This is a genomic window from Sphingomonas sp. GW821-FHT12D09 (assembly GCF_058807215.1).
This window is the reverse complement of the sequence record NZ_JBXAQL010000001.1, coordinates 1,734,515-1,759,171: the sequence shown is the minus strand read 5'-3', so window position 1 is coordinate 1,759,171 and position 24,657 is coordinate 1,734,515. Positions and strand designations below refer to the sequence as shown.

Genomic DNA, 24,657 nt, shown 5'->3' with positions numbered 1-24,657 from the left:
GGCAAGTAACTGGATCAAGCAAAGGTGCCCGGAGAGCGCAGGGCCGAGGCGATCGCTTGGGCGTCGGGCAATTTCTGCTCGATGACACAGCGCAGGCCCATCGCGCCGAAACCGTGATAAGGTTCGGCGCCGGCCTCGATGACCAGTGCCCCTTCGTCTTGCGCTCCTGCGATGCGGCCCGGGATTTTCTGCTCGAACAGATAGGGGCCGGTAGTCGCGACGACGCCACCTGCGGTATCGACGATCGAAACGGTCATGTCAGAGGATGTCTTGCGCTGGACTGCGGACAATATCTCTTCCGCCTGGCCTTGCCAGTCATATTCGAGATAGAGCACTCCGACTACTTCACGATCTTGTCGGATCGGCGCCACGTAGATCAGGACCTTTCGGTGGCCCGACCAGGGATTGGCCCAGACCGCGTCGGTGAACCAATGTTCATCAGGAGCCGCATGAAGCGCACGTGTAAATTGCGGGGCGCCAGCGAGGTTCTCACCGCGGACCGCGGCATTTGCGTGCGCGCAGACCGGTATGTCGCCCTTCCGGTTGGTAATGAATGCATTGAGGAAGTAGGGAGAGTGGCCGAGCAGAGCCCGCAGGCGCGATAGGGCGGCCTGCTCGCTCGCCGCATCGCGGTCGCCTTCCAATGCTCCTGCCACGACGGCGGGATCGTCAGCCAGCATGCGGATATCTATCGATCGGTCGTATAATGCGCGGCTGATCGTCTGGATGATGGACTGCGCCAGTTCCAGCAACCGTGCGCCTTCCACTTCCGCGACGAGTTCTTCGGCAATGTGGGAGCCCAGGGCCAGTCGCTGCAAGACCTGGTCTCGAAACTTGACAGAGGAGACCTTTGCCTGCCCGGCCAGCGCCTTGACCTCCTGCGCCACGACAGAGAAGCCGCGTCCGCTTTCACCGGACCGCGCGGCTTCGATGGCTGCGTTCAAGGCGAGCAGGTTCGTGCGGCCGGCAATCTCCTCGCTTTCGGCCGCGAATTGCTGGACTTCGTCGCGAAGCATCGTGAGGAGGCGGGAAATACGTCGAGGCATATGGTGCTTTCTTGATTCGCTAAGCACCTAACATTACTTGGTTAATTCATTTTCACCATCGCGTTGGCGGCCTGCGCGATACGTCGCGGCCGGCTTGCGCATGGCGAGCGGCGATTGCATTAGCTCATTCGGTGCGGGGAGCGGCGGTCGGCGCCCGTGCAGCGTCTGTTCGAGCCGATCTGAAAGCGGCTCCACGGACAGTGCCGGGAACAGTGGCCGGAGCAATGGGAGGAGGGACTTCCGGCCACACGCCTCTGGGGCGGGCTGGGCGGACAGTGCCTGAATCGATCCCGCAATACGATAACCTGGATCATTCCGATGAAATAAAATCGCGCCGGCGATTTGAAATATTGGCAAGGCGGGCGAAGCTTGAGGGGACTGTCATCTCAAATCGGGCGAGCTTAGACGATTTCGCTTTCGGTGCCGGCTATGCCCGGGCGGTTGCGTTGGAACAGTCACAAGGGCTCAAGATCGTGCCCAATACACACATTAACCTCGGGAAGCTCAATAACACGGATGGCACGATCAGATTCGCGGTGCGACAATTGGTCAACGAGCGGCGATCGTCTTCGCTCACCAGCGTGGCGGGCAAGGTGACGATCGACCATCGGTTTATGACGGTGCGCTGACTATTGCCTGAAGCGGGGTATGATCGCCGGGACAGTGACGGTCGATCAGCGAGGCGCGCGCACGGTCCCGGTGGTCACGCTTGACTGGCCATGCGCAACAGCACTCTCGGCGCGCTGGCCGGCGGCAGCGATGTTGATGCCCGGCTGACGGTCGCGTCCGGCTGACCGGGCCCGGCCGCACGATCCGCGAAGCGGTCGGCAACGCCCATGGCACGATCGGGCGCGCTGCACGCGACGGCGCGCTGCCTGCCAAAATCGCTTCGCTACTCGGCTTCGACATCGCGCGAGGGGTGACGACCGGTGAGGACAAGCGAGCCGGGCTGCGTTGTGCCGTCGCCCGCTTCGTGGTCAATGATGGCACGGGGGCGGGCCGACCTGACTATAGACACGACACTCAGTCAATCGATTGGCACCGGTACGTTAAGCTTTCCCGGCGAGATGCTGGCGCTGACGCTAACCGGCGCTCCAAAGCAGAAATCCGTGCTGCGCCTGCCCGGTTCTGTGGCAGTCGGCGGAACCTTGCGTGCGCCAAGCGTCATTCTGTCCAAGCAGGTGAAGGCAGTCGGCAATATCTTCAAGGCGATCGGCCGCTCCTTAAGCGGGGACCAAGGGCCCCGCGCAACCGACGCCGATCGTGGCGCCCTAGTCACGCGGACGCTTCGTTGATGCGGCGCCAATTATGCGCAACCCTGAATGATCCCGGCAAGGTAGCGGCCTGAAGCTTAGCATCGGCTTTCCAATTGAAGAGATGCGCCGCGGGTCCCATTTCGGCGAGGCTTTCAGGCCGGAACCGCGACTTCTACAAGGATCGACAGGGAGAATCCGCGGGACTCCATGCGATTTGGAAACATGCCCGAACTCGCATATGGGATAAAATCCCGCATGTGCAATCATGTAAATGTGAAGGCTGAAGGGGGGGCGCTGCCGCGGCCGGGCCACGAGTGAAGCCGCCGCTGCTTCGCATGCCTTCTTTACAAAGCGGTAACGAGATCGTGGGAAAGAAGGGCGGGGCAAATTTCTGCGTGGATTTTCCAATGACCGGCGCTGCATTGCTGTTGCTCGTCAACGTCCTAGTTACCGGATTCTTCGCCCTTGCCTTCATCGCCATCGCGCTCATCGCATCGGGCGAGCGAGCAGCCTTGTGGTTCGCCGGGGCATATGGGGTGGGACTTCTCACGCCCCTGAGCGAATTCCTGCTGCCTCTTTCTCCGTCCCCGGAAGTCCTCGCATTTACGAGCTATGCGAGCTTTCTCGGGGGGCCGCTGCTAATCCCGATCGGGCTCGCGGCGCTCTACGGGGAACCTCGGCCCTGGAAAGCCTTTCTCGTCATTCTCCTGTCAGGCCTGTTGCTGCGCGTAGGAATCTGGCATGGCACTCGCAACACGCTCGCCTATGATTTGGCCTACCAATTGCCTTTCACGCTTGCTGCCCTGCTAGCCGCGCGCACGGCTGCGGGATTCTGGCGTCAGGCAACGTTGCGCACGGCGCTGGCATGGCTGTTCGCGGCAATCGCCATCCAGTTTCTCATCAAGCCTTTCATCGCCATAGCCTTCGGCTCGGGGAAAACCGCTACGGACTATGTGCACAGCCCCTATGCAGTCTTGTCCCAGGCAAGCACCGCTGTTTTGCTGGTCGCGGCGGGGCTGGGGATCCTTCTTTTGTGTATGCAGAAGGCGGTGGGAGACGAACAGAGCGCGTCCGAGACGGACGCTTTGTCCATGCTCTCAAACCGCCGCGGCTTCGATCGCCGCGCCCGAACTCTGATCCCTCGCGCCGGCGAGGGGCAGTTTCAGCTGTGTGCGGTGCTCTTCGACCTGGACCATTTCAAGCGGATCAACGACGACCACGGCCATGCCATAGGCGACGCGCTGATCGCTTCTTTCGGTGAACTGTTGCGCCGCATGGCACCCGTAGGCGCGGTGGTGGGTCGCATCGGCGGCGAGGAGTTTGCCCTGATGCTTCCGGGGTTCGGACACGATGCGGCTTGGTTCAAAGCCGAGGTCATCCGAGTCGCCTTGGCGAGTGCCCAGAACGGGCTCCCACGAGCGACGCTTAGCGGCGGCGTTGCGGAATGGAGGCCGGGAGACTCGTTGATTTCGCTTCTGCAGCGTGCGGACGAGGCCTGCTACGCCGCCAAGCATAGCGGCCGAAATCGCATCTGCGGCGCGACTGTGATCGATGGAATCACGCATGCCTTCCTCCCGCCGCCTGGCCAGTTGGCGATGGCTTCCTGACAATCGTTGCCGTCGATACCTGCGGTTGGGGCGGACCCTGCACCGAAGCTCGATCCGGTGCTTTCTGTCAGCAGCCATCACTTCGCGGGGTCTCCCTTCGGAGGACACGGTACAAGCCTGAAACGGGCAAAAAACTCGCCAACCCCAATCAACACGGCAAGCGCCGAACATAGTGGGAGGCGAACAGGTTTGCCGGAGTCGCACCGGAGTAATTCGTCGGCTGCATGGACACTGTACCAGGGTTATGCGTTTTTCGCTTTTAGTCCTCACAAGCCAGGTATTTACCATCGAGCCCCGACAGGAGATCGCGTATGCGATCATCGCCATTTTGATCGTCGCGGCCGTCGCTACCGCCTGGTACGTGCGATACAATCATTGGACGCGGAGGAATGAGCGGGCTGCCAGGCGAGAACGTCCCGCCCGCAAGAACAATCAGAATGATGAGAACCGGCCATTCTGACCATATGGGGCGCTGGTTATTACCAGCGTCGCCAGATTTCCGGTCTAACCCACGGGCGCCCCCGCGCCGCTCGCCGCTGAGCCTAAGTCTTTTCTGCGATGCGCTCGACGATGGAGGGATGCATCGGCCGATTGAACTGGAGTCCGCAGGAAGCCAGGTCGCACCATCGGACCTGCGCGCCGATTGGCGATAGGCCCGGCACGGTAACAATCACGTTCGTTCCCACCGCGTAGTTCGAAACGCATGCAATCCGGCAGCCCGAGGAAGAGAGGTCGCGCAGCTCGACCGTCTTTCGCCCAATTCGCGAGCCGCTCAGGACCACTTCCAGTTCGACGCGCAACCGGAGTCCATTTCGGCCGTCCAGGCCGTGCGGTGTCAGCTTGCTCGCACGTAGTGCCTGGGCCGGATTGAAATGTTCCACTCGCGTCTTTCGTAATCAGGTGCTGAACGGTTGTGAGAACGCCGTCGCTCAAATTGGCATATGCCTTCGATATTGCCGAAGGCTTAAAGTCACGGTCTGGCGGCGGCCCACCCGTTGGATGAGACGCAGCAGAGCCAGGGCGCTGGCTTGGTGACGGTTGGCACCGCCACGGCGATACTATCCCAACACACACATTGCCCAGCCATCTATAAAGGCCGGATGATAGAGCGATACGAGACAGCGCTTCAGATGCGCAAGGAAGGCGCGACTTACCACGCCATCGGGGATGCGCTCGGCGTTAGCATGGCCAGGGCCGCAGTGATCCACAAGCGCGCGCTGGTCATGCGGGTCGAGGAGGAGAAGGGATTGCGCATGCGAGCCATTCTCGTCCTGCGCAGGTATCCCAAGTCGCTGGACGAACTGGCGGTGCTTGCCGCGCAGGATCATATGAGAGCCGTGATCACCCTCGCTCGTGAGCCGAACTGCGATCGTCGGCACGCGGAGGAAATCGTGGTGTGGCTCAAGGCCGGCAATCGCGAGCGACCTTGATCAGGAGCCGGGGGCCACTTCGTGCCTCAGTGACTAAATCAATATAACGAATGTCAATATAACGAATGAATGCGCTCATGTGCAGGTTGAGCGCCCCAGGTTGATATCCCAGACGCTCGACTGCCCTCCTTGTCGATGATGATCTCCGAATTATCATGGATGCCTGTGACCTCACACCCATGCGGATCGCGCACTATGACGCCGCCCTCGTTGATGTATGGAATACACTCGAACCCCGAGCCACCCTTCTCGACATTTTTGGCGCGGGAAAGCGCGTTCCAGCAATCCGCCGTCGCGCTGGAAGCGCAATGGCTCCATTCACGGTAGGCGGAGGAACTCGAAACTGCCGAGGCAGGCCACCCGACTTCCTGAACTTGCGCGTGTCATCCATCGCTCAGCTTTACTGCGCATTCAAAGAGCGGCAATTGAGAAGGGCCGGGATCCCCCTTTTGCTAGGCTAACGCAACCGAGTCTCGCCGTAGTCGGTGCCAGCCAAACTACGTACACATGCTTCAGCGCGGGGCAGATGAGCCGCAGGGACATCGTCATGATTTTTCAAGCATTTTAATGCTTATCGTCCCGAGGTTGCGGACAGGACACGTGTACACGCCTCCCAACGCCTATGTAGCACTAAAAGCGAGGGCGCCAGTGTTATCATTGCGCATTACGAGCTTCCTGGCAGGAGCGCTTTTGCTTTCGGCATGCAATCATCCGGATGCCGACCAGACCGCGGCAAATGGGGCCGTGGCCGCCGATGAAACGATCGAGGATGCGGACACGCGTGCCACACATCTCGCGGAAGAGGCTCAGATCCTCAATTCGGATGCAGCCTACGCCAATGGCGCCCGCCGCGAGACGCTGGAGAACGAATCCCGAGATGACATGTCGGACGCCGTGACCGTCGAGCAGGAGGGCGCCGCCGACACCGAGAACATCGCTCGCTCGACGGAAACGAAGGATCAGGCTCCACCTAGCCACTGATATTGTGGGATTTTGCGCAGCTTATTCCGGCGACAATAGTTGAACGCTAAATCCGCTACCGCAGCGCCCACGCCCAAGTTGGCCGAGTAGGATTTCTGCGGCTCGGGCAGCACGCGAAGCGCGCCGCCCTGTGAGAGAGCGGCGCGCCTGTCTGTCTGTTGAAGCGAATCTGCCTATTGAAGCGAAAAAGCTGAACACTACGAGCTTGGTGCTCGCCGCTCCCTCACTGGTAGCCGCCTTGCTGCGGTTGCTCGGTATCCCGGTCCCGCGCCTCGTCAGTATCGACGCCGGTATCGGTACCGTCGGCATTATCGTCCTCGGTCGGGCCGTCTTCAAGCGTGTCCGGCGAGGCGTTGTCCCGATCGTCGGGCAGCTCATCCTCATCGCGTTCGAAGCCGGGCTCTTCATTCGGGGGGGTAGTTGCCATGTATGCTCTCCTTCGGCCTGTACAACCCGCTGCCAGCGTAATTCGGTGCGAGCGAGATCGCGATAGAGTGGATGATTGCGACGAGCCGGTGCATTAGACTGACGTTGCAGCTGCGATGCTGATCTACATCATGAGGGCCATGGAGTGCACCGGAAGTCTCGAAGGGGCGCATCGGTGCAAGCGGCGCATTCGCCGATCGGGACATTCGAACAGGTTGCGCCGTCGTGGGTCTTGGCCACGCCATGAATCGGTAAGCGATTGCCGCTCCGCATTTGGGCAAATCCTTCGGAACCAGCGTTGTGGGAGAAGGTCATGTTGGACGTTCGGCTTCCCCGAAGGCCGCGGATCAAGAGTGAGGAGGGTATGATGAACGATTTCGGGTTGGAAATGGCGGGGGCATTGCTCGCCTCGCGCATTGCGATCGCCCAGATTTATGCCAGCCGATTCCTGCGGGAAGCCGACCCTATGGCGGCATCTAACGCGGTTCGCGAGGAAATGAAGCGGCAGCTTCTTGATCAACCGGCGCCGGGGAACAATGAAGATCGGGAGATCAGCCGATTGCTATTTGCGCAGGCTGCCGATCATCTCGACAGGCTCTTCGATCAGATCGACGTCGTGATCGCCGCGACCCAGTTCAAACAAGGCCCGATGCTGCCCTCCTGACGCGAGCGGGCGCGCTCGTCGTAATCATGGCGTCGACCATCGGCAGTGCCGTCCCCTTCCTTGGCTGGGCTTCCTTAGGCTAAGCTCTTGATCTCACACGAGGGAAGGGCGAGAAATGGACGATTGGATGACGTCCGACGGGGATATCCTGGTCTGCCCCTTGAAGGGCTGGCGCGTCGGCGCGTCGCCAATGCGCGGGCTTCTCCAACTCAAATACCCAACAACGACGGAGCAGTTGCGCACGGGCGAGCACGAAATCCTTCAGCTGACCCTGACCAGTCTGCACTACGAGAGCTGTCCGAGGACCTGGAGCGACTTGCAGACCGTGACGACCAGTTTGGCGGCATTCAATAGGGTGAGCCCATTCGCCTGAGACGCGCTTAGGCATACAGCTTTCGCGTCCCGCTCACATATGCATTCTATCCAGCAACATGAAGATTGCTGATAGAAGCGGCACAAGAAAAACGGCATGAATGCCAGTACCCTTGGGATAGGCTCTGGAAGGAAATTATAGCCAACGATCGTGGTAGCGGCCGCGACAACGGAAATGCGAAGCCATAGCGGCTGAATGAGCCAGAAGCCGGATAGGGTTTTCGGTCCACGCCGTGGATCTTCCTCCAGCGTTTTAAACAGCTTCATACGCCCGATCTCCAGCGATCTCGGTCACTGATGGGGTCGGGTCGCTATAGACACAGCTTGCGGTCATGGCTTGCCGTCAGGACCCGCGCTGCTTCACCGAGGCGGCGGCCGGGAAAGTGCGGATTGAAGCTTCGATTTTGACTTCCGCCCCCAGTGGCCGAGGATTGCGGACGAGCCGGCATCGAATTCCTCCATCACTATCGCACCCCATTCCGGGTTAGGCGCGAAGCCGACAGAGAACGCCCGAGAAAACATGGACGGCGCCGTCAAAGCCTCCGAAGGTTTTGGCAGCCATAGCTATCACGCCACGTGGTTGGCAGCACGATTAGAGGAGGGCTCGAAGCTTCAGAAGCTGGCGCACATAGCTTAAGGGGCTATAGAAGCGCACTAAACTTGCCGGAAATTACGGTTAGAGCAACTTCGCGAAGATGTCCAACTCGTGCGCGTATCAATGTAGCGAGATTAGCGCGTTGAATAAGATTTATCCTGAAAAACCCGGTTGCCGCCGAATAACTCGATCAAGGGCTATCGCTAACGATTCCGTAGGCCGATAGCCGCCCATGTTGCCGTGATCGCAAGGCACTGCAGTGGCGAAACCAAACCTCAGCGATGACGACCTCCCGAAGCGGAAGATGCGCCTGCGACCCCGGATCCAGGCACGGGAGCAGCGGGTGAAAAAACCCAAGCACGATAAGGATGATGCCGCGTGGTTAGGTTGGCTTTGCCCGTTTCCTACCCCTGCGGACCATATTGCCGAGACCGAAGGTGCCACGGGCACGAAAGGGAGCGCCCTGTCGCCGCAGCCGCTCGGCAAGCCATTTGTCCAGATCCTGCCTATCCTGCTCGCTTAAATTGCCGGCATCCAAACGGGCCGCCCAGGAAGCGGCAACTTCGTCATCCTTCATTCGATCATTCCCGTCGTCTGAGAATGCGACAGGCTTGTCTTGATATGCAAGGCCGAAGCGCTTCAACTTTCCTGCCGGAGCGAAGGTGCATTCAGTATTCCCTCCACGAGGCCGCGTTCTATGTCTTTCGGAATCATGCCGCTCCTCAACGACCTTGTCTTCGTCTCGCTTGATGAAGGTGCCGGATGATATCCTCGTGCCGATCTATCTGAAGAACGGGTGCATCGTTGAAGCAGGAAGGGCCTTCCCACTCGCCAGAGCTGGTTCGAAAACTGACGACCGGCTTGAGTTTGCGCCTCCCTTCGCTGCCAAGTCCGGCGCGCCGATCATTGATTGGATATGCCCCCACTGCCTTACCCTTGTGCCAGAGCGGGGATCGTAGGTTGTATCCTGGCGGTTGCGGCTGTGCACGTCGTCCAAAGGAGGGTGCGGGTAGCAGATGCTCAGCCGATAGCGGGGTTCGTCTCTGGCGCTATGAAGAAATCCAAGGTCGCCGCCGCCGGCACTGGCTGGCTTAGCATGTCGCCCTGTCCCTGCTCGCAGCCGGTGCCGAGCAACTCGCGCTCCTGCTCGCTGTCCTGAATGCCTTCAGCGGCGATGGTCAGCCCCAGCCCATGGCCGAGGCCGACCAAGGCGTTGACGATCGAGGCGCTCTCACTCTCCATGCGCATCGTTTCGATGAAGCTGCGATCGATTTTGATCTTGTCGAGCTTGAAGCTTCGCAGGTGGTAGAGGCTCGAATAGCCCGTCCCGAAATTGTCGAGCGCGATGCGCACGCCGGCGGCGCGTAGCGTTCCAAACGTCTGCCGTGCCGCTTCGAGGTCGGCGACGATTGCGCTCTCTGTGATTTCGACCTCCAGCCTTCCGGCGCATAGCCCGGTCTCGGCTAGGATTCGGACGATCCGCGCCGCAAGCAGCTCGTCCTTGAGCTGCGACGGCACGATATCGACGGACAGCTGGACATGTGCTGGCCACGCGACCGCGGCCGCGCAGGCGCTCCGTAGGAGATGCTCGGCGAGATCGTGAATGAGCCCGGCCTTTTCGGCGATCGCGATGAAGCGCTCGGGTGCGATTTCGCCCATTGTCGGGTGAACCCAGCGGGGCGATGCCTCGAAGCCCACGACCTGATGCGTGCCTAAATCGAAGGTTGGGCGAAAAACCGGCAGGATCGCGCCAACTGCTAGCGCTTCGCGGAGCGCTCGCTCCATCGTCTCGCGTTCATGAATCTGCTGGTCCATCTCGGGTTCGAAAAAGCGCAGCGCCGAACGACGTTCTGCCTTGGCTCGGTAGAGCGCCACATCCGCCTTGCGCATCGCCTCTTCTGGCGTGTCAGCGTCGGACGGTAGCAAGGCGATGCCGATGCCCGCGCCGACATGGTGGATCGCCTCGCCACCCGAAATCGGCGCCTTCAGCGTCTCGATCACCCTCAAAGCGACGTTGGCCGCGGCTTCTGGGCCGGCCAGATGGTGGGCGAGGATCGCGAACTCGTCGCCGCCGAAACGGGCAATCATGTCGCCATCGCGCATTGCGCTGCGTAGGCGCTGGCCGACCACGATCAGGACCTCATCGCCGGCGCCATGGCCGTGCACGTCGTTGACTTGCTTGAAGCCGTTGAGGTCGAGGAGGTAGAGCGCATGCGCGGCACCGGCGCGCGGTGGCGCGGCGAACGCCGCCTTCAGAGCCTCGTCGAATTGCCGGCGGTTGGGCAATCCGGTCAGCACGTCCTGATAAGCCAGCTCGCGGGCATGCGCCTCGGCGGCCATGCGCCGCTTCACTTCGCGCTTCTGCTCGCGGTAGCGCCGCCAGCCGAAGATCAGCAGCCCCACCGCGAGCAGCACGCCGAGCAGCGCGATCTCGTCGATCTCGATGCGGGCACGCTTTGGGGTCAGCTGGCCTTCATGCATGAAGATGTCGACATCAAAGGCGACATAGGTCGCCACCAGCAACGCGGCGATCAGTATCCCCAGGTCCTGGAGGCTCACGCGATTGCGAATGATGAAGCTCCTGATCGCGGCGAAATCCATCAGTCATGCCCTCAACAGAGCATTGGCTCCTCGCATTCCTCTCTATCGCATTAGAGTTAAAGCTTTTAGAACCCTTCAGCGGCCTGTCATCGAATTGGACGCGCTGGCTCGCCTGTTCTCGCTGGTCGAGGCGCGCTGTTTTCTGAAGCGCTTCGGGGCTGCGTTCGTCGGTCTCATACGATCAGCTCAACGCTGCGCTTCGAGAATCTCGCGGACCCGGCTGGCCAGCGTTTCGATCTGGAATGGCTTGGTGAGCACGAACATGCCGGGTTCGAGACGGCCCCTGCCGATCACCGCATTCTCGGCATAGCCGGTGATGAACAGGATCTTGAGGTCAGGACGGCTTGCCCGCGCAGCCTCAGCGACCTCGCGGCCGTTCATGCCGCCGGGCAGGCCCACATCGGTGATCAGCAGATCAATGCGCGTGTTCGATTCAAGCACGCGTAGCCCCGTCGGCCCATCGGGCGCTTCGATCACCGAATAGCCGGACTCGCCCAGGATCTCAGCGACAAGCATTCGAATCGTAGGCTCGTCGTCAACCACCAGCACTACCTCGCCTTCGCCAGCGGGCGGGATTGCGGTTGCAAGCTCCAACTCCTCGTAGGTCTCCACATCCTCGTTATGTCGCGGCAGGTACAGGCACATCGTGGTGCCTTGCCCCACCTCCGAATAGATTCGGACATGCCCGCCAGACTGGCGGGCAAAGCCATAGATCATCGAGAGACCGAGCCCCGTGCCTTCGCCAATCGGCTTGGTGGTGAAGAACGGATCGAACGCCTTGGCAATGACTTCCGGAGTCATGCCGGTGCCGGTGTCGGTCACGCATAGCGAGACATATTGTCCGACCGGCAGATCGTGCTGCCGAGCCGCGCGCTCGTCGAGCCATTTATTGGCGGTTTCGATGGTCAGCGTGCCGCCGTTCGGCATCGCATCGCGCGCGTTGATGCACAGGTTGAGGATCGCGTTCTCAAGCTGGTTGGCATCGACCAGGATCGGCCAGACGCCGCTGGCGCCGACCACCTCGACCTCGATGCTCGGGCCCATCGTACGGCGGATCAGCTCCTCGATCCCGCTCAACAGCTGGTTGGCGTTGGCCGGGCGCGGATCAAGTGTCTGCCGGCGTGAGAAGGCGAGCAGACGATGGGTGAGCGCTGCTGCGCGCTTGACCGCCCCCTGTGCGGCCAGGAAATAGCGATCGAACTCGGCCGTGCGCCCCTGCGCCATCCGCACCTGCATCATCTCAAGGCTGCCGCTGATGCCGGTGAGCAGATTGTTGAAATCGTGGGCGAGGCCGCCGGTTAGCTGGCCGACCGCTTCCATCTTCTGCGACTGGCGCAGCTTGTCCTCAATCTCGCGCTTCTCGGTGAGATCGCGGGTGACCTTGGCAAAGCCGATCAGCTCGCCGGCATCGTTGCGGATGGGGTCGATGATCACGCTCGACCAGAAGCGGCTGCCGTCCTTGCGGACACGCCAACCCTCCGCCTCGAACCGACCATCGCTCTGCGCTGCCGCCAGCGCGGCACCGGGCGCGCGGGCATCGCGGTCGTCCTGCGTGTAGACCCGAGAGAAGTGCTCGCCGATAATCTCGTCGGCGGCATAGCCCATGAAGCGCGCAGCGCCCGAGTTCCAGCTGCTGACCCGCCCGTCGGTGTCGAGCATGTAGATCGCATAGTCCGAAACGCTTTGCACCAGCAGGCGGAACCGCTCCTCGCTTTCGCGCAGCTTCTTCTCCGCTGCGCGCCGCTCGCTGAGGTCTCGGGTGACCTTCGCGAACCCCCCGAGGCTGCCATCGGGGTGCCGGATCGGGCCGATAACGACATTCGCCCAGAAACGCGTGCCGTCCTTGCGGACGCGCCAGCCTTCCGTTTCGAAACGACCATCGCGCTCGGCGGTCTCCAGCGCGATCCGAGGAACTTGACGCTCGAGATCCTCGGGCGTGTAGAAGCGCGAGAAATGCTGGCCGATAATCTCGTCGGCCTCATATCCTTTGAACCGGCGGGCGCCGGGATTCCAGCTCGCTACGATCCCCTGGGGATCGAGCATGAAGATCGCATAGTCGGTGACACTCTGGACGAGCAATTCGAACTTGCCGTCCGCGTTGGAAAAATGGTCTGGTTCCGCCACAGCCCCTCTTACTCTTCTTACCGCAGGCCCGGGCGACACGCCAGCCTGATCCCAAATCACCGTTCAGCCAAGCTGGCAGGGCGAGCCTGCAACCAATCCTGTGCCGTGCGCTGCGACACGAGGCACGAACGGCTCTTTGCGCGGCTGGTTCCCCACTTGCTTCGCAGGTGCGGCGCCAAGGAGAAAAGTGCGATATGTCCCACGACAACCATGTCCATCAACGTGAGTGGCGACAGGGGGCGGGCAGCCGGGATCGCCAGGTGCCAAGGCTGGGCTTTGCAAGTCGAGGTGCGCGATGCCGGCCCGTGAGGGGGCGCTATTTGGAACGAAGCCTGTTCGGCAGGCATCCCAGCGGGTAAGATGCCTTGCGAGATCCCCGTCGAAGTCGCAGGATGAACGATGTGGCGCCAAGTATCCCCGCCAAGGCTTGAGCTGTCGCGCTATCGCCTTGTTGGAGGGCATCGTGCGGTCCAGGCATCTGACATGGGCGAATGTGCTTGCAGCAGCGATCTGGGTGAGCGCGCTGGTAATAGGTGGACTGCTCTGGCTCAGGCACGGCACACAGCGGGCGGGATCAGATTGAGGCTGCGGTTGCCACGGCGATCGACGGCTCTAAAATGCCCTACGAGATCGGCACGCTGTACGTCCCTGAGAACCGCTCCCGACCGGAAAGCAGGCTGATCGGCGTCGGCTTCGCGCGTACGGGCGAGGCATCCGACGGGCGCACCCTCATTTTCCTCCTGGCCGGCGGGCCGGGCCTGACCATGCTCGATATCGTCCTCGACCATGACAACGCGGGGCGCAGGCGCGTCAGCCTGTTGCAGACAGATCCGGCGCTACCCCTGCTAGGCAGTTGGAACTTCGCGTCCTATCTTGCCACCAAAGGCGAGTGGCCAGTCGCCGACGCAGGGGAGATGCGTTCCGGAAGTGGGAAAATGGATCCGACGCCAATCCTGTTTGTCCAGGGCGACTGGGATCCGTCCACGCCCATCGAGAAAACACTGTCCATGCTGCCGCTGTTTCCAAATGCACGCATGATTATCGCCCATCTCGCGCAGCACGGCGGGATATTCCAATGGCTTCGGACACGACCGGATGTCGCCGCAAAGGTATACGAATTCCTTAGAAGTGGGCGCGTAGCGGACGTTCCAGCCGAGATCGCACTCGCGCGGTCGAATTCGAAACACCGTTTTTTGCGCCACCCAGGAATAGCAGCGCGCTGCACCGTAGTAATCCGGGGGCGTTCGAAGCGCTCCGCGACGCGGGCTCTGATGTGGGACAACAGCGCGATGATCCTCGAGCATCATGTGCATCCCGCCTTACCAATATGCTGGAAATCAGCGGTTCATCCTTGGCATGTATCTCCATCGCCACCCTGGTCGCTGCGGGGCAAGGAGAAATGGATGCGTCGTGGTCTTGTCAGTTCATCGCTGTTGGCGGTTTCATTGGTTTTGTCCGCCTGCGGCCCTGACGAAAAGACCGCAGGCCAGGGGGATAGCGGCGTCACGCTCGAGCAGGTGCGATGGAGCGACAGCGCGGCACGCCAGCTTCGGGAAGCGATCGGCAAGCGTGCCGCGCACGGGCTCGATCGCAAGCAGTTCGGGAGCGATGCCGATAGCGGAGGCGCGATCGACAATGCCAGGCTGACCGGGCAGGCGCTCTCCTACGCCGGCGCTCTGGCGCATGGCGCGAGCGATCCCGGCAAGCTGTTCACAATCTATTCCGTGCCGCGCCCGCAGCCTGATCTTCGCGCCGGCCTCGCCCGGGCGCTGAAGGAAGGCAAAATCGGCGAATGGCTGGAAAGCCTGGCACCCCAGGATGACATTTACCGTAAGCTCTCCGAAGCCTATCTGGCGCTCCGCAAGCAGGATAATGCAGCGCCCGCGGCGATCCCGCCGATCAGCGAGCCACTGAAGCCCGGTGTGATCGACAAGCGCATCCCCGCTATCGCCAGTCAGCTGGTTGCATTCGACTATCTCGACCAAGGTGCTGCGGACGGCGAGCGCTACACCCCGGAGATGGCGCGCGCCGTCCAGCGCATGCAGGCCGACTACGGCATCGACCCGGATGGCACCATTGGCAGCGATGCGCTCGAGATCCTCAACCTCTCGGATGCCGATCGTGCGCGGGCGATCGCGGTCAACATGGAGCGACTGCGCTGGCTCGAGCGCGACCCGCCGGCAACCCGCATTGACGTCAACGTCGCCGCTGCCCGCCTGACCTATTGGCGTGACGGGAAGATCGCCGATTCACGCAAGGTGATCGTGGGCGAGCCCGATTCCGGGACGCCGCAACTCGGTTCGCCGATCGTCAAGCTCGTCGCCAACCCGACGTGGACCGTGCCTGCTTCGATCACGAGCAAGGAAATCGTGAGCAAGGGCGCGAGCTATCTGCGCCGCAACAACATGACCTGGAAGAACGGGAAGATCGTCCAGCAGCCGGGCCCGAAGAATTCGCTCGGTTTGGTCAAGTTCGACATGGACAACCCCTACTCGATCTATCTGCACGATACACCAGTCAAACAGCTATTCACCGAAGTGCAGCGCCAGCGCAGCCATGGCTGCGTCCGCGTCGACGACGCGCTTGGTTTTGCCGAGATGCTGGCACGCGACGAAGGCGTGCTCGACCAGTGGCAGCAGGCGCGCGCGACTGCCGAGGAAACGTTCGTAAAATTGCCGCGCCAGATTCCGGTGCGGCTGCTCTATCAAACGGTGGTGTTCAATCCCGAGGGCGCGCTCGTGATGCGGGGAGATCCCTACGGGTGGAACGATCGGGTTGCCGAAGCCCTCGGTTTCAAGGTCGGCCGGGAGCGCCGGGTGAAGAATGGTGCGGGAGATATCGGACCGTAGAAAAAAGCAGACCTGCAAATCCTGGGCGTGTTCGGTGCCGGCGCAGACATCGCCAGCGAAGCTTCGCGCAGGGTGGGAGCGGCGGTGGGCCGAACGGCTTGCTGGGCTGCATGCTGGGAGCGATCCTGGCCGCCGGAGGCAACGGCGGCTTGGGCGGGCCTTGTCGGACTGCTCGGTGGCGGCGACAATCCTGTGGGTCCGAGACTAAGCCGATGCGTTGGTGCGGGCGGGACGCCTCAGAGCGGGGGCAAATACCGTTCGCGGACGCTCGCCAGCGGCAATGACACGCCACTCCATCACGGGCACGAGGTAAAACTACCGAAGCGAGGGACGACATGAGCAAGGACAAGCTCGTTGGCGAAGGAAGCGATATTGCCGGCAAAGTCAAGGAAACGGTTGGCGATGTGGCTGGCGATACGAGCCTCCAGGGTGAGGGTATCGTCGATCAACTCGGTGGCAAGGCGCAGAAGATCGTCGGTGCGGCGCGCGATGCGGTCACGGCCGACGGGCAGCCGGTTCTAGACAAGGCGAAGCAATTCGCGCGCGAACGGCCCTGGGCGTCGTTCGGGATGGATGATGGCAGGCAGTTCCAGCTGGCCGGCCAGGATGTCGAGCTACCTTCTGATCTGGAAGCAACACTACCGGCGCCCGTCCGCGGTCGAAGTCTGCTCGACGTGTCGTTGACCGTATCGCCAGTCCGCAATGCACCGGCGAGATCATCGGCGCCTCCAGGATCGCGCGTGATGTCACCGAGCTAAAGCAGCCGCGCAGCGGCCGCGTGATCCTGCTACGCGAGATGAATCACCGCATAAAGATCTGTCAGCCTGCTCGGCGGCCTCGTCACGATGAGCGCGCGTAGTGCCGAGGATAGCGATGCGCTTGCCGTTGTCATACTGTCGAGCTTGGGCAAATCGCTGCTCCCGGCTCGCGTTCGGCAAGCAATGTCAGCACGGCGGCACTTGCGGCATCGATCCTTATTTCCCTTTCCGGCCGGGCGTCTTGAGATCGGGTTTCGGCGGCGGCTTCCACTCTGGCGGAATAACCGGTCGCTGCCGGCTCGTGCCAAGACCCATGGCCCCCGGCTGCTGGCGGACCAAACCCGACGTGTCGGCCTGTGTGGCTTCTTCAGCACTCGCTCCGCCTCGCATCAGGTTGATACGGTCACGAATACGCCGCGCCTCCTCGAAATCGAGAGCGCTCGCCGCAGCGTTCATCTTGCGTTGGAGATCTTCGATTGTTTCGGTCATCACCGCTCAACGCGCGGCTTCGACTTTGGGCAGCATTGCGCCCTAATGCCGGTATCTTAATGCTCCGCAGACATTCTCAAAAGCGTTCATTCGGCTGACATGTGCCTTCGTCGCGCCTACCCGGCATACCTGGTCTCCATGAGGTCCAGTTCCCGTATCATCTTGCGCGCACTCTCGCTCCCGAGCTCCCGCTTCCGCACGCGGCGGAATATCTCGGCCCGCTCGGCGCGGAGCGCCGCAAGCCGAAGCTCGCGCTCAAGCTTATCGATGCGTTTAGCCAGCGCCGTGTCTTCGGAGACCAGCGTGCGCGTTTTAATGCGGCGTCGATAGATATCCATGATCCGCGCTGCGACCTCAACATGAAGATCGGCATCGCCCTCAGCTTCGGCAAGCGCGTGTTCGATCCGCTCGACCTCCGCGATCGCCGCTCGAGCGCCTGCAAGACGCGCTGCCTCGATCTCGGCCTGCTGCGACAATTCCGCCGGCATCTGCAGGCCATTGAGAAGCCAGGGAAGACCGATGCTGGCGACTATCAGCGATACGATGATCACCCCCATAGCCAGGAAGATGGCGAGATCGCGGGCCGGAAAGGGCGAGCCGTCGTTCATCGCCAGCGGCAAGGTCAAGACGCCAGCGAGGGTTATCGCACCCCGCACGCCGGCGAATGACATCGCGGTGATAATTCGCCAGCTGGGCGTCGGGCCGGTCGCACCCGTGCGAAACAATGTGAGGCGGAAGGACAACCAGACCCACAGAAACCGCAACGTCGCCAGGCCGGCGTTGATAGCGAAAACATAGATCGCGAGCCACCACAACTCGTCATGGCCGGTCAGCCGAACTGTCTGTGCAGCTCCCGCCAGGATTAGCGGAAGCTGTTCGCCCAGCAAAACGAAGATGATGCCGTTCGCCGTGAACTGGATGGCGTCCCAGACGGTGTTGCGGCGGATGCGCGTCGCGGCAAGCGCCTGGCCTGAGCTTTCGGCAAAGCCCATTGCTAGTCCTGCGGCCACCGCGGCGAGGATGCCCGAGCAATGAAGATGTTCGGCAGCGAGATAGGCGGCGAAGGGGATGAGCAAACTAATCAGAATCTGCGAGCCGCTCTCCTCGCCAAACTGTGCGCTGATCCACCCCTTTGCCTGCACGACCGCGAAGGTTACCCCGGCGCCCACTACGATCCCGCCGGCTGCCACCCACACGAAATTGAGCGCGGCATGCTGGATCGAGAAGGTGCCGGTGAGCGCTGCCGCGACCGCGAAGCGCAGGCAGACCAGACCCGAAGCATCGTTGAGCAGCGATTCCCCTTCGAGGATGTGCATCATCCGCTTCGGAATCGCTACGCGCTGGGCGATGGCGGAGACCGCGATCGGATCGGTAGGAGAGATCACCGCTGCCAATGCGAATGCGACAGCGAGGGGCATCGCCGGGATCATCCAATGGATCATCAGGCCGATGCCAAGCACCGTGAACACAACTAGACCAAGAGCCAGCTCAACGATGGTCTTGCCGTCCTTGAACAGTTCCTCGCGCGGAATGCGCCAGCCATCAAGGAACAGCAGCGGCGGCAGGAATAGAAGGAAGAAGATTTCGGGGTCGAGAGTAACCCGCCAATGTGCCACCATGCCGACGGCCGCACCCATCGCGATTTGGATAAGGGGGCGCGGGATTGCGAGGGGTAGGGCGCGCGATATCACGCCGCTCACCACGACGGCGAACAGCAGGACGAGTACGAGGGTGATCGTCTCCAACTAGCTTCCTTCCTCTGACCAATCGACCTTTGTGGGCGGTCGCTATCACGGAACCTCTTGCGGAACGTGTCCGGTGATATCCTTCGCGAAAAATAGCGGCCCGCAGCTAGGCGCCGGACATACGGAGTTCGAACCATCTTCGGTTGAATCCGTAAGCGGACGCTCTTTGAGCCCCATGCAACGCGATTGACCTTCAACCTCGGTTCAATGTCATAAGCTTGGTGTGAAGCAAGCGTTACGGTGTGGGTAGATGAGCAAGCGCATCCTCCATGTGGTCAGCAATGTGGCGCACGCTACGAGAAGGCGCTCCTGCCGTTCGTCCCCAATGTCATCGCGGATGGAAGGCTGGTGACCGGGCAGAACCCGTTCTCGGCAAAGGCTACCGCCAGGAAGGTCGTCGAATTGCTTTAGACCGAGGAGGCATCAGGATCCTCGAACAGCCGCGAGAGCACACGGCGCGCGTTCGCAGCGCAGTCGATGTCATCCGGCCGCGCCTCGATCTCCTCGATGAGGCCTTCGAGGCGGGTCTTGGTTCGTGCCAACCGTTCCTGCAGTCGCCCGATCTCGGCAACCCTGGTGCGCAGGGTGAGCATCAGCGCGCCATGATCCCACTTCTGGAGATCCGCCGGCATCAACGTGCGTATCTCATCCAGACTGAAGCCGGGGGCCTGCGCAGCGGCGATCACCTCCAGCACGACCAGCGCGTCCGGCGGATAGACGCGGTAGCCGTTGGATCGGCGAGCAACATCTTTCTCCTACCGCTGCCGGCGCCGCATGCGCTCGGGGAAATTTCGCTTGTGGCGTTCGGAAACCTCGCCAGCATGCGTCCTAATAGTGATGCACTCTTGTCGTTCCGCCCGGCCATGAAGCCCGCTCTCGAACCCGCGCGGTCTGATGTCGCGGCGATTGCGGCCAGCTATCGTTCCGCGCTTTATGCGTTTTTTGTCCGGCGGCTGCGCAATCCGGCGGATGCCGAGGATGCCATCCAGGAGCTGTTCGCAGCGCTCAGCCGGCGCGGGACTCCGCAGGGAATAGAGAATGTCGAGCGCTACGTGTTCCAGGCCGCGGCGAACCAGCTGCGCGACCGCGCCCGGCGGGTGCGGTCGCGGCCGCCGATCGACCTGCACGGCGCGGCCGATCCACACGAGCAGCTGGTTGACGAGATATCGCCCGAGCGCGAGCTGCTCGGCCGCGAAGCCTATGCCGGCTTCATCGCCGCGCTCCAGGAACTTCCCCAGCGCGCGCGGGACGTGTTCGTGCTGAACCGGTTCGAGGAGATGACCGGGCGCGAGATCGCCTATCGCCTGGGCATCTCGCAGCGCCAGGTGGAGAAGGACATCAGCCGCGCGCTCTCCCATCTTCGGGAGCGCCTTTCGTGAGGGCCGCGGGCAACATGCCGCCGCTGAGCCGGAGCGAAGCCGTGACTTGGTGGGCCACGCGCCGCGCCGTCGATCCCGAGCGCTTCGCCGGCGATCCGCGTTTCGCCCGCTGGCTCGAGGATGCCGGCAATGCCGAGGCCTGGGAACAGCAACTGGCGCTCGACGCCATGATCGGCGGCTTCGCGTCGCGGCCTCAGCTGCTCGCGATGCGCGGTACCGCGCTCGAGACCATGCCCCGCTTCGGCCGCCGCAACCGCTACTGGATTTCGGGCGCGCTCGCCGCCAGCCTAGTGCTGGCGATCGGCATGACGGTCGTCGCCTCGCTGCCGCCCCAGGCGCAGATGCACATCGACGGCATGGCCAATGTCGAGCGGCTGACCGCCGCCAAGGTGGGCCGGCGCAACGTTACAATGCCCGACGGCTCGAAGATCGCGCTCAACGGCGGGACGGTGATGGAGGCGCATTTCACCCGCGACCGCCGCGAGATCCGCCTGCTCTCGGGCCAAGCCTTTTTCCATGTCGCCAAGGATCCCTCACGCCCCTTCGTGGTGGCGGTGGGCAACCGGATGGTCACCGCCACTGGCACCAGCTTCAACGTCGAGATCGCCTCCGATGGCGAAGTGCGGGTGGTGCTGGTCGAAGGCCATGTCCGCGTCGATCCGGTCGAGCGCAGCGGCTGGTTGCGGCTGGTCCCGGCGCTGGCTCCTACCACCGAGCTCCAGCCCGGCGACGAGTTCGTCGCGCCGGTCTCGGGCGAGCCGGCGGTCAAGGTCAGCGATGTCGAGAAGGAGACAGCCTGGCAGCGCGGGCTGGTGATCCTGCGCGACGATCGCGTGGATGAGGCGCTGCGGGCCTTTGGCCGCGCCTCCGATCTCAACCTCGATGCTGATCCGCGCGTCGGCGCGCTGCGGGTCAGTGGGGTGTTCCCGGCGGACCGGCCCGAGGATTTCGTCGCCGCGCTCGAGAACCTCTATCCGGTGGAGAGCCGCCGCACCGGCCGCTCGATCCTGCTCAGCCTGCGCGCGGACACAAAATCAGGTAAATCTGTAAAATAAATGTCACATGCCGTTCGGAATGGCGCGCCGCCTACGTCCTAATCCCAGGACGCTGCATTGCAGGTCCGGGGGGAAATTTCCGGGGGGAAATGATGGGACATAATCTTCATATCAAATTGATGGGTTCGATGTTGGCGACCAGCTCGGTCGCGGCGATCGTCGTGGCGCTGCCGGTGCCCGCGATGGCGCAGTCGGCTTCGGGCTTCTCGATTCCGGCACGCGATCTCGCTGGCGCGCTGGAGAGCTTCGCGCGGCAGAGCGGCAAGTCGATCATGTTCGAGCGCGAGAAGGTCATGGGGGCCCGCTCGACCGCGATCAAAGGCCGGATGAAGGTCGAGGATGCGCTGCGGCGCCTGCTTTCGGGCACCGGCTTCACCTTCGACGAGGCCAATGCCAACACCTTCGTGATCAAACCTGTCGGTCCGGCGCGGGTCAGCGACGACGACAGCCAGAGCGAGGATCATGGCGCACGGCCGGAAATCCTCGTCACCGGCCAGAAGGGCTGGACGCTCAACACCGACATCCGCCGCACCGAGGACGATTCCCAGCCCTTCGTGGTGTTCACCCATCAAGAGATCCAGCGCTCGGGCTCGAACAATGTCGAGGAGTTCCTGCGCGACTATCTGAACTCGAATGTCGGGGGGCCGATGACGCAGACGGGCGGATCGAGCGGGCAGAAGGGCTATGTCAATCTGCGCGGCCTCGGCACCGACGAGACGCTGATCCTGGTCGATGGCCGCCGCATCGCGCCGATCAACCTGGGCGGCGGCGTCAACCAGCCGATGGTGAGCAGCATCCCGCTGAGCGCGGTCGAGCGGATCGAGGTGCTCGCCTCCGCCGCGTCGGGCATCTATGGCGGCAGCGCGACTGGCGGCGTGGTCAACATCATCCTCAAGCGCGATTATCGCGGCATCGAGGTCAGCAGCACGCTGGGCAGCAGCTACAATGGCGCGGCGAAGAACGGCCGGGTCGATTTCTCGGCCGGCGCCAATCTGTTCGGCGGCGGCACGCGCGTGATGGTCACCGGCAGCTGGCAGAAGACCAATCCGCTCTACTTCAAGGACGCGGACTATCTGACCGATTACGGCAAGCTCTATATCGCCGCCAATCCCTCGGTCGTGCCCTTCGGTACTACGCCGAACATCCGCAGCACCACCGGCGCGAATCTAGTGCTCAAGCCTGCCTATGGCGGCCAGTCGCTCGGATCGGCGATCACCTATGTGGCCCCGGGTTCGGGCGGCGTCGCGGCTCTCGGCACGACGGCGGTGGGCGCCCAACTGCTCGTCAATGCCGGCCATTACAATTACGATCTGTCGCCGACCGCGCAGACCAGCGCGGGCGTTGCCGGCGCCTATTCGCGCGTGCTCACCGGCGTCGAGACGATCTCGGGCACCGTCGCCATTCGGCAGGACGTGACCAAGTGGCTCAACCTGTTCGTCGAAGCCGCGGGCGACCAAAGCAAGGGCACCTCTGTCAATCAGATACTCGACAACACGGTCATTACGCTGGCGGCGACGGCGCCAAACAACCCGTTCCAGCAGTCGATCGCGGTGACGCTGCCACTCTATGCCGACAATTTCCTCCACTATAAGACCCAGGGCCTCCGCCTGACCGGCGGCGCCGTACTCAAGCTGCCCTTCGGCTGGTCGGGCGCGGTCGACTATTCGTGGAACCGCACCTCGTTCGACAGCGAGAGCCCGCGCCGCGTCGTCAGCTCGCAGATCACCGGGCTGAGCAGCGGCGCGATCGACATCATCCGCGACGTGGCGGCCTATCCGATCGCCTATCAGCTGACCGATCTCGGCTCGTTCCAGGACAATGTGCCCTCCACCGCCCGGACGGCCTCGCTGCGCCTTGCCGGTCCACTGCCGATCGGCCTGCCCGGTGGCAAGCCCACGCTTACCATGCAGCTCCAGCGGGTGAACACCACGCTTCCGGGGTCGGTGGGGTACAGCTCCGCGGCTACCGGCTCCTCGATCAGCTATCGCCCGCGACGCGTGGTCTCGGCCGACAGCGGCTATTTCGAGGGGCGGATTCCGATCTTCTCGGAAGCGAACCACATCCCGTTCCTCAACACGCTCGAGTTCCAGATCGCCGGGCGCTACGAGAAATATTCAGTCAGCGGCACGGTCAGTAGCGTCACCTGCTACAGCTTTACCGGGCGCCCGCTCACCGAAACGGACCTCGATCTGCCATGCCCGCTGACGACGTCGGTGATCAAGTCCGGCACCAATTCGCGCTCGTCGTTCGACCCAACCTACAGCGTGAAATGGAAGCCGGCCAAGGACCTGATGCTGCGCGCCTCGTATGCCACCGGCTATCGCCCGCCGAGCACCGATCAGCTGGTGTCGGCGGCCGGCTCCTTCCTCGTCGTCGCGCAGGATCCGCAGCGGGGCAACGAATCGATCGGCAATCCGGCGATCCCAGGCGGTCTGGCCTTCGTGCCCGGCCTCACCGGCGGCAATCCGAACCTGCGGCCCGAACAGGCGACCAGTTACACTGCGGGCTTCGTGCTGACGCCGCAATATATCCCGAAGCTGCGGCTGTCGGTGGACTGGACCGAGACCGACAAGCGCGACAATTATTTCGTGCCTTCGACGCTCTTCCTCGCCAATTCGGCGGGGTACAATGCGGCGGCCCAGACGCTGTTCAACCAGTTCCTCGCCGCCTATCCCGAGCGCTTCACCCGCACCGGCGCGCTCGGTGCCTACAGCGTTGCACCGATCACCTATATCGACGGCACGATTATCAATCTTGCCCGGGCCAATATCGCCGCGCTCGATTTCAACGGCGGCTACGAGACTGCGGTCGGCAACGGGACGCTCTATTTCGACCTGACCGCGAGCTGGCTCTACAAGTTCAAGGTCCAGGTCGCGGAAGGCGCGCCGATCACCAACTGGGCGGGCGTCGCGGGCACCGCGTTCTTCGGCGCCGGTGCCGATGGCGGGCCGGAATGGCGCGGCTCGGCGGCGATCCATTATGCCAGCGACAAATGGACCATCGGCGCGGCCGCGCGCTACTATGACAGCTATTATTTCACCCCCGATCACCAGCGCAACTTGGTGCTCGGCAAGTCGATGATCCCGGCACAGGTCTATTTCGATCTCAATGGCAGCTACCGGCTGTTCGAGAAGACCGAGTTCCGCGCCGGGGTGCGCAACCTTCTCAACAAGCAGCCGCCCTTCGACGGCACGAGCTACAGCCAGTTCGGTGATCCCCGGCGCGGCACCTGGTATTTCGGCATCTCACAGAAATTCTGACGACTGAAAGCGACGTCGCA

The 24,657-nt window shown here is 62.5% G+C and carries 19 protein-coding genes and 1 pseudogene; 12 read left to right on the top strand and 8 right to left on the bottom strand.

Annotation, left to right across the window (positions count from 1 at the left end):
* Positions 1-14: 14 nt before the first annotated feature.
* Positions 15-1,016 (bottom strand): methyl-accepting chemotaxis protein, encoded by a 1,002-nt coding sequence (locus tag AC1RPL_RS07805; protein ID WP_493068679.1) that lies wholly within the window; start codon positions 1,014-1,016, stop codon positions 15-17.
* Positions 1,017-1,321: 305 nt separating this feature from the next.
* Between AC1RPL_RS07805 and AC1RPL_RS07800 the strand changes: the two genes are divergently transcribed.
* From AC1RPL_RS07800 to AC1RPL_RS07790, 3 genes are all read left to right on the top strand, one after another.
* On the top strand, positions 1,322-1,675 hold the full coding sequence (locus AC1RPL_RS07800) for a hypothetical protein (protein ID WP_493068678.1): 354 nt from the start codon (positions 1,322-1,324) through the stop codon (positions 1,673-1,675).
* A gap of 438 nt (positions 1,676-2,113) precedes the next feature.
* Positions 2,114-2,341 carry a hypothetical protein gene (locus AC1RPL_RS07795; protein WP_493068677.1) on the top strand — a complete coding sequence of 76 codons (228 nt, stop codon included), beginning with the start codon at positions 2,114-2,116 and terminating at the stop codon, positions 2,339-2,341.
* A gap of 275 nt (positions 2,342-2,616) precedes the next feature.
* Entirely contained in the window at positions 2,617-3,909 is a 1,293-nt protein-coding gene (locus AC1RPL_RS07790) for a GGDEF domain-containing protein (RefSeq protein WP_493068676.1), read from the top strand.
* A 542-nt stretch (positions 3,910-4,451) separates the two neighbouring features.
* Here AC1RPL_RS07790 and AC1RPL_RS07785 read toward each other — a convergent pair.
* Positions 4,452-4,790, bottom strand: coding sequence for a PilZ domain-containing protein (locus tag AC1RPL_RS07785; RefSeq protein ID WP_493068675.1), 339 nt, complete (start codon positions 4,788-4,790; stop codon positions 4,452-4,454).
* Positions 4,791-4,940: 150 nt separating this feature from the next.
* Here AC1RPL_RS07785 and AC1RPL_RS07780 point away from each other — a divergent pair, with 150 nt between their 5' ends.
* Both AC1RPL_RS07780 and AC1RPL_RS07775 read left to right on the top strand, forming a co-directional pair.
* A complete protein-coding gene (locus AC1RPL_RS07780; RefSeq protein ID WP_493068674.1) occupies positions 4,941-5,339 on the top strand; it encodes a hypothetical protein in 399 nt (132 codons plus the stop codon).
* 657 nt (positions 5,340-5,996) lie between these two features.
* Entirely contained in the window at positions 5,997-6,320 is a 324-nt protein-coding gene (locus tag AC1RPL_RS07775; RefSeq protein ID WP_493068673.1) for a hypothetical protein, read from the top strand.
* Between the two features lie 223 nt (positions 6,321-6,543).
* Here AC1RPL_RS07775 and AC1RPL_RS07770 read toward each other — a convergent pair whose 3' ends face one another.
* Complete coding sequence (locus AC1RPL_RS07770) at positions 6,544-6,747, bottom strand: hypothetical protein (protein WP_493068672.1); 204 nt, start codon at positions 6,745-6,747, stop codon at positions 6,544-6,546.
* A gap of 366 nt (positions 6,748-7,113) precedes the next feature.
* On the opposite strand from AC1RPL_RS07770, the gene AC1RPL_RS07765 reads away from it, so the two are divergent.
* The gene (locus AC1RPL_RS07765) at positions 7,114-7,410 is read left to right on the top strand and encodes a hypothetical protein (protein WP_493068671.1); all 297 of its coding nucleotides are present in this window, start codon (positions 7,114-7,116) and stop codon (positions 7,408-7,410) included.
* 115 nt (positions 7,411-7,525) lie between these two features.
* The gene (locus AC1RPL_RS07760) at positions 7,526-7,783 is read left to right on the top strand and encodes a hypothetical protein (RefSeq protein ID WP_493068670.1); all 258 of its coding nucleotides are present in this window, start codon (positions 7,526-7,528) and stop codon (positions 7,781-7,783) included.
* 1,614 nt (positions 7,784-9,397) lie between these two features.
* Here AC1RPL_RS07760 and AC1RPL_RS07755 read toward each other — a convergent pair.
* Both AC1RPL_RS07755 and AC1RPL_RS07750 read right to left on the bottom strand, forming a co-directional pair.
* Positions 9,398-10,978: a putative bifunctional diguanylate cyclase/phosphodiesterase gene (locus AC1RPL_RS07755; protein ID WP_493068669.1), complete on the bottom strand. Its 1,581-nt coding sequence runs from the start codon at positions 10,976-10,978 to the stop codon at positions 9,398-9,400.
* A 186-nt stretch (positions 10,979-11,164) separates the two neighbouring features.
* Positions 11,165-13,102 carry a hybrid sensor histidine kinase/response regulator gene (locus tag AC1RPL_RS07750; protein WP_493068668.1) on the bottom strand — a complete coding sequence of 646 codons (1,938 nt, stop codon included), beginning with the start codon at positions 13,100-13,102 and terminating at the stop codon, positions 11,165-11,167.
* Positions 13,103-13,719: 617 nt separating this feature from the next.
* Here AC1RPL_RS07750 and AC1RPL_RS07745 point away from each other — a divergent pair.
* Both AC1RPL_RS07745 and AC1RPL_RS07740 read left to right on the top strand, forming a co-directional pair.
* On the top strand, positions 13,720-15,951 hold the full coding sequence (locus AC1RPL_RS07745; RefSeq protein ID WP_493068667.1) for a L,D-transpeptidase family protein: 2,232 nt from the start codon (positions 13,720-13,722) through the stop codon (positions 15,949-15,951).
* 335 nt (positions 15,952-16,286) lie between these two features.
* Positions 16,287-16,709: a CsbD family protein gene (locus AC1RPL_RS07740; RefSeq protein WP_493068666.1), complete on the top strand. Its 423-nt coding sequence runs from the start codon at positions 16,287-16,289 to the stop codon at positions 16,707-16,709.
* Positions 16,710-16,925: 216 nt separating this feature from the next.
* On the opposite strand, the gene AC1RPL_RS07735 is transcribed toward AC1RPL_RS07740, so the two are convergent.
* From AC1RPL_RS07735 to AC1RPL_RS07725, 3 genes and pseudogenes are all read right to left on the bottom strand, one after another.
* Positions 16,926-17,198, bottom strand: a complete 273-nt coding sequence (locus AC1RPL_RS07735) for a UvrB/UvrC motif-containing protein (RefSeq protein WP_493068665.1) — start codon at positions 17,196-17,198, stop codon at positions 16,926-16,928.
* Between the two features lie 116 nt (positions 17,199-17,314).
* Complete coding sequence (locus tag AC1RPL_RS07730; RefSeq protein WP_493068664.1) at positions 17,315-18,943, bottom strand: Na+/H+ antiporter; 1,629 nt, start codon at positions 18,941-18,943, stop codon at positions 17,315-17,317.
* Between the two features lie 407 nt (positions 18,944-19,350).
* Positions 19,351-19,674: pseudogene (locus tag AC1RPL_RS07725) on the bottom strand (MerR family DNA-binding protein); the annotation flags it as partial.
* A gap of 132 nt (positions 19,675-19,806) precedes the next feature.
* Between AC1RPL_RS07725 and AC1RPL_RS07720 the strand changes: the two are divergent.
* The 3 genes from AC1RPL_RS07720 (at position 19,807) to AC1RPL_RS07710 (ending at position 24,637) form a co-directional block, all read left to right on the top strand.
* Entirely contained in the window at positions 19,807-20,322 is a 516-nt protein-coding gene (locus AC1RPL_RS07720; protein ID WP_493068663.1) for an RNA polymerase sigma factor, read from the top strand.
* Positions 20,319-21,377, top strand: coding sequence for a FecR family protein (locus tag AC1RPL_RS07715; RefSeq protein WP_493068662.1), 1,059 nt, complete (start codon positions 20,319-20,321; stop codon positions 21,375-21,377). Before AC1RPL_RS07720 ends, AC1RPL_RS07715 begins: the two co-directional genes overlap by 4 nt.
* A 92-nt stretch (positions 21,378-21,469) precedes the next feature.
* Positions 21,470-24,637, top strand: a complete 3,168-nt coding sequence (locus tag AC1RPL_RS07710) for a TonB-dependent receptor (protein WP_493068661.1) — start codon at positions 21,470-21,472, stop codon at positions 24,635-24,637.
* Positions 24,638-24,657: the final 20 nt, after the last annotated feature.

Bases quoted from the DNA above. Each gene is read 5' to 3' on its own strand.
- AC1RPL_RS07760 (WP_493068670.1), top strand. From the start codon at position 7,526: ATGGACGATTGGATGACGTCCGACGGGGATATCCTGGTCTGCCCCTTG.
- AC1RPL_RS07740 (WP_493068666.1), top strand. From the start codon at position 16,287: ATGAGCAAGGACAAGCTCGTTGGCGAAGGAAGCGATATTGCCGGCAAA.
- AC1RPL_RS07795 (WP_493068677.1), top strand. From the start codon at position 2,114: ATGCTGGCGCTGACGCTAACCGGCGCTCCAAAGCAGAAATCCGTGCTG.
- AC1RPL_RS07745 (WP_493068667.1), top strand. From the start codon at position 13,720: ATGCCCTACGAGATCGGCACGCTGTACGTCCCTGAGAACCGCTCCCGA.
- AC1RPL_RS07765 (WP_493068671.1), top strand. From the start codon at position 7,114: ATGAACGATTTCGGGTTGGAAATGGCGGGGGCATTGCTCGCCTCGCGC.
- AC1RPL_RS07720 (WP_493068663.1), top strand. From the start codon at position 19,807: ATGAAGCCCGCTCTCGAACCCGCGCGGTCTGATGTCGCGGCGATTGCG.
- AC1RPL_RS07710 (WP_493068661.1), top strand. From the start codon at position 21,470: ATGGGACATAATCTTCATATCAAATTGATGGGTTCGATGTTGGCGACC.
- AC1RPL_RS07735 (WP_493068665.1), bottom strand. From the start codon at position 17,198: ATGACCGAAACAATCGAAGATCTCCAACGCAAGATGAACGCTGCGGCG.
- AC1RPL_RS07755 (WP_493068669.1), bottom strand. From the start codon at position 10,978: ATGGATTTCGCCGCGATCAGGAGCTTCATCATTCGCAATCGCGTGAGC.
- AC1RPL_RS07770 (WP_493068672.1), bottom strand. From the start codon at position 6,747: ATGGCAACTACCCCCCCGAATGAAGAGCCCGGCTTCGAACGCGATGAG.
- AC1RPL_RS07805 (WP_493068679.1), bottom strand. From the start codon at position 1,016: ATGCTTCGCGACGAAGTCCAGCAATTCGCGGCCGAAAGCGAGGAGATT.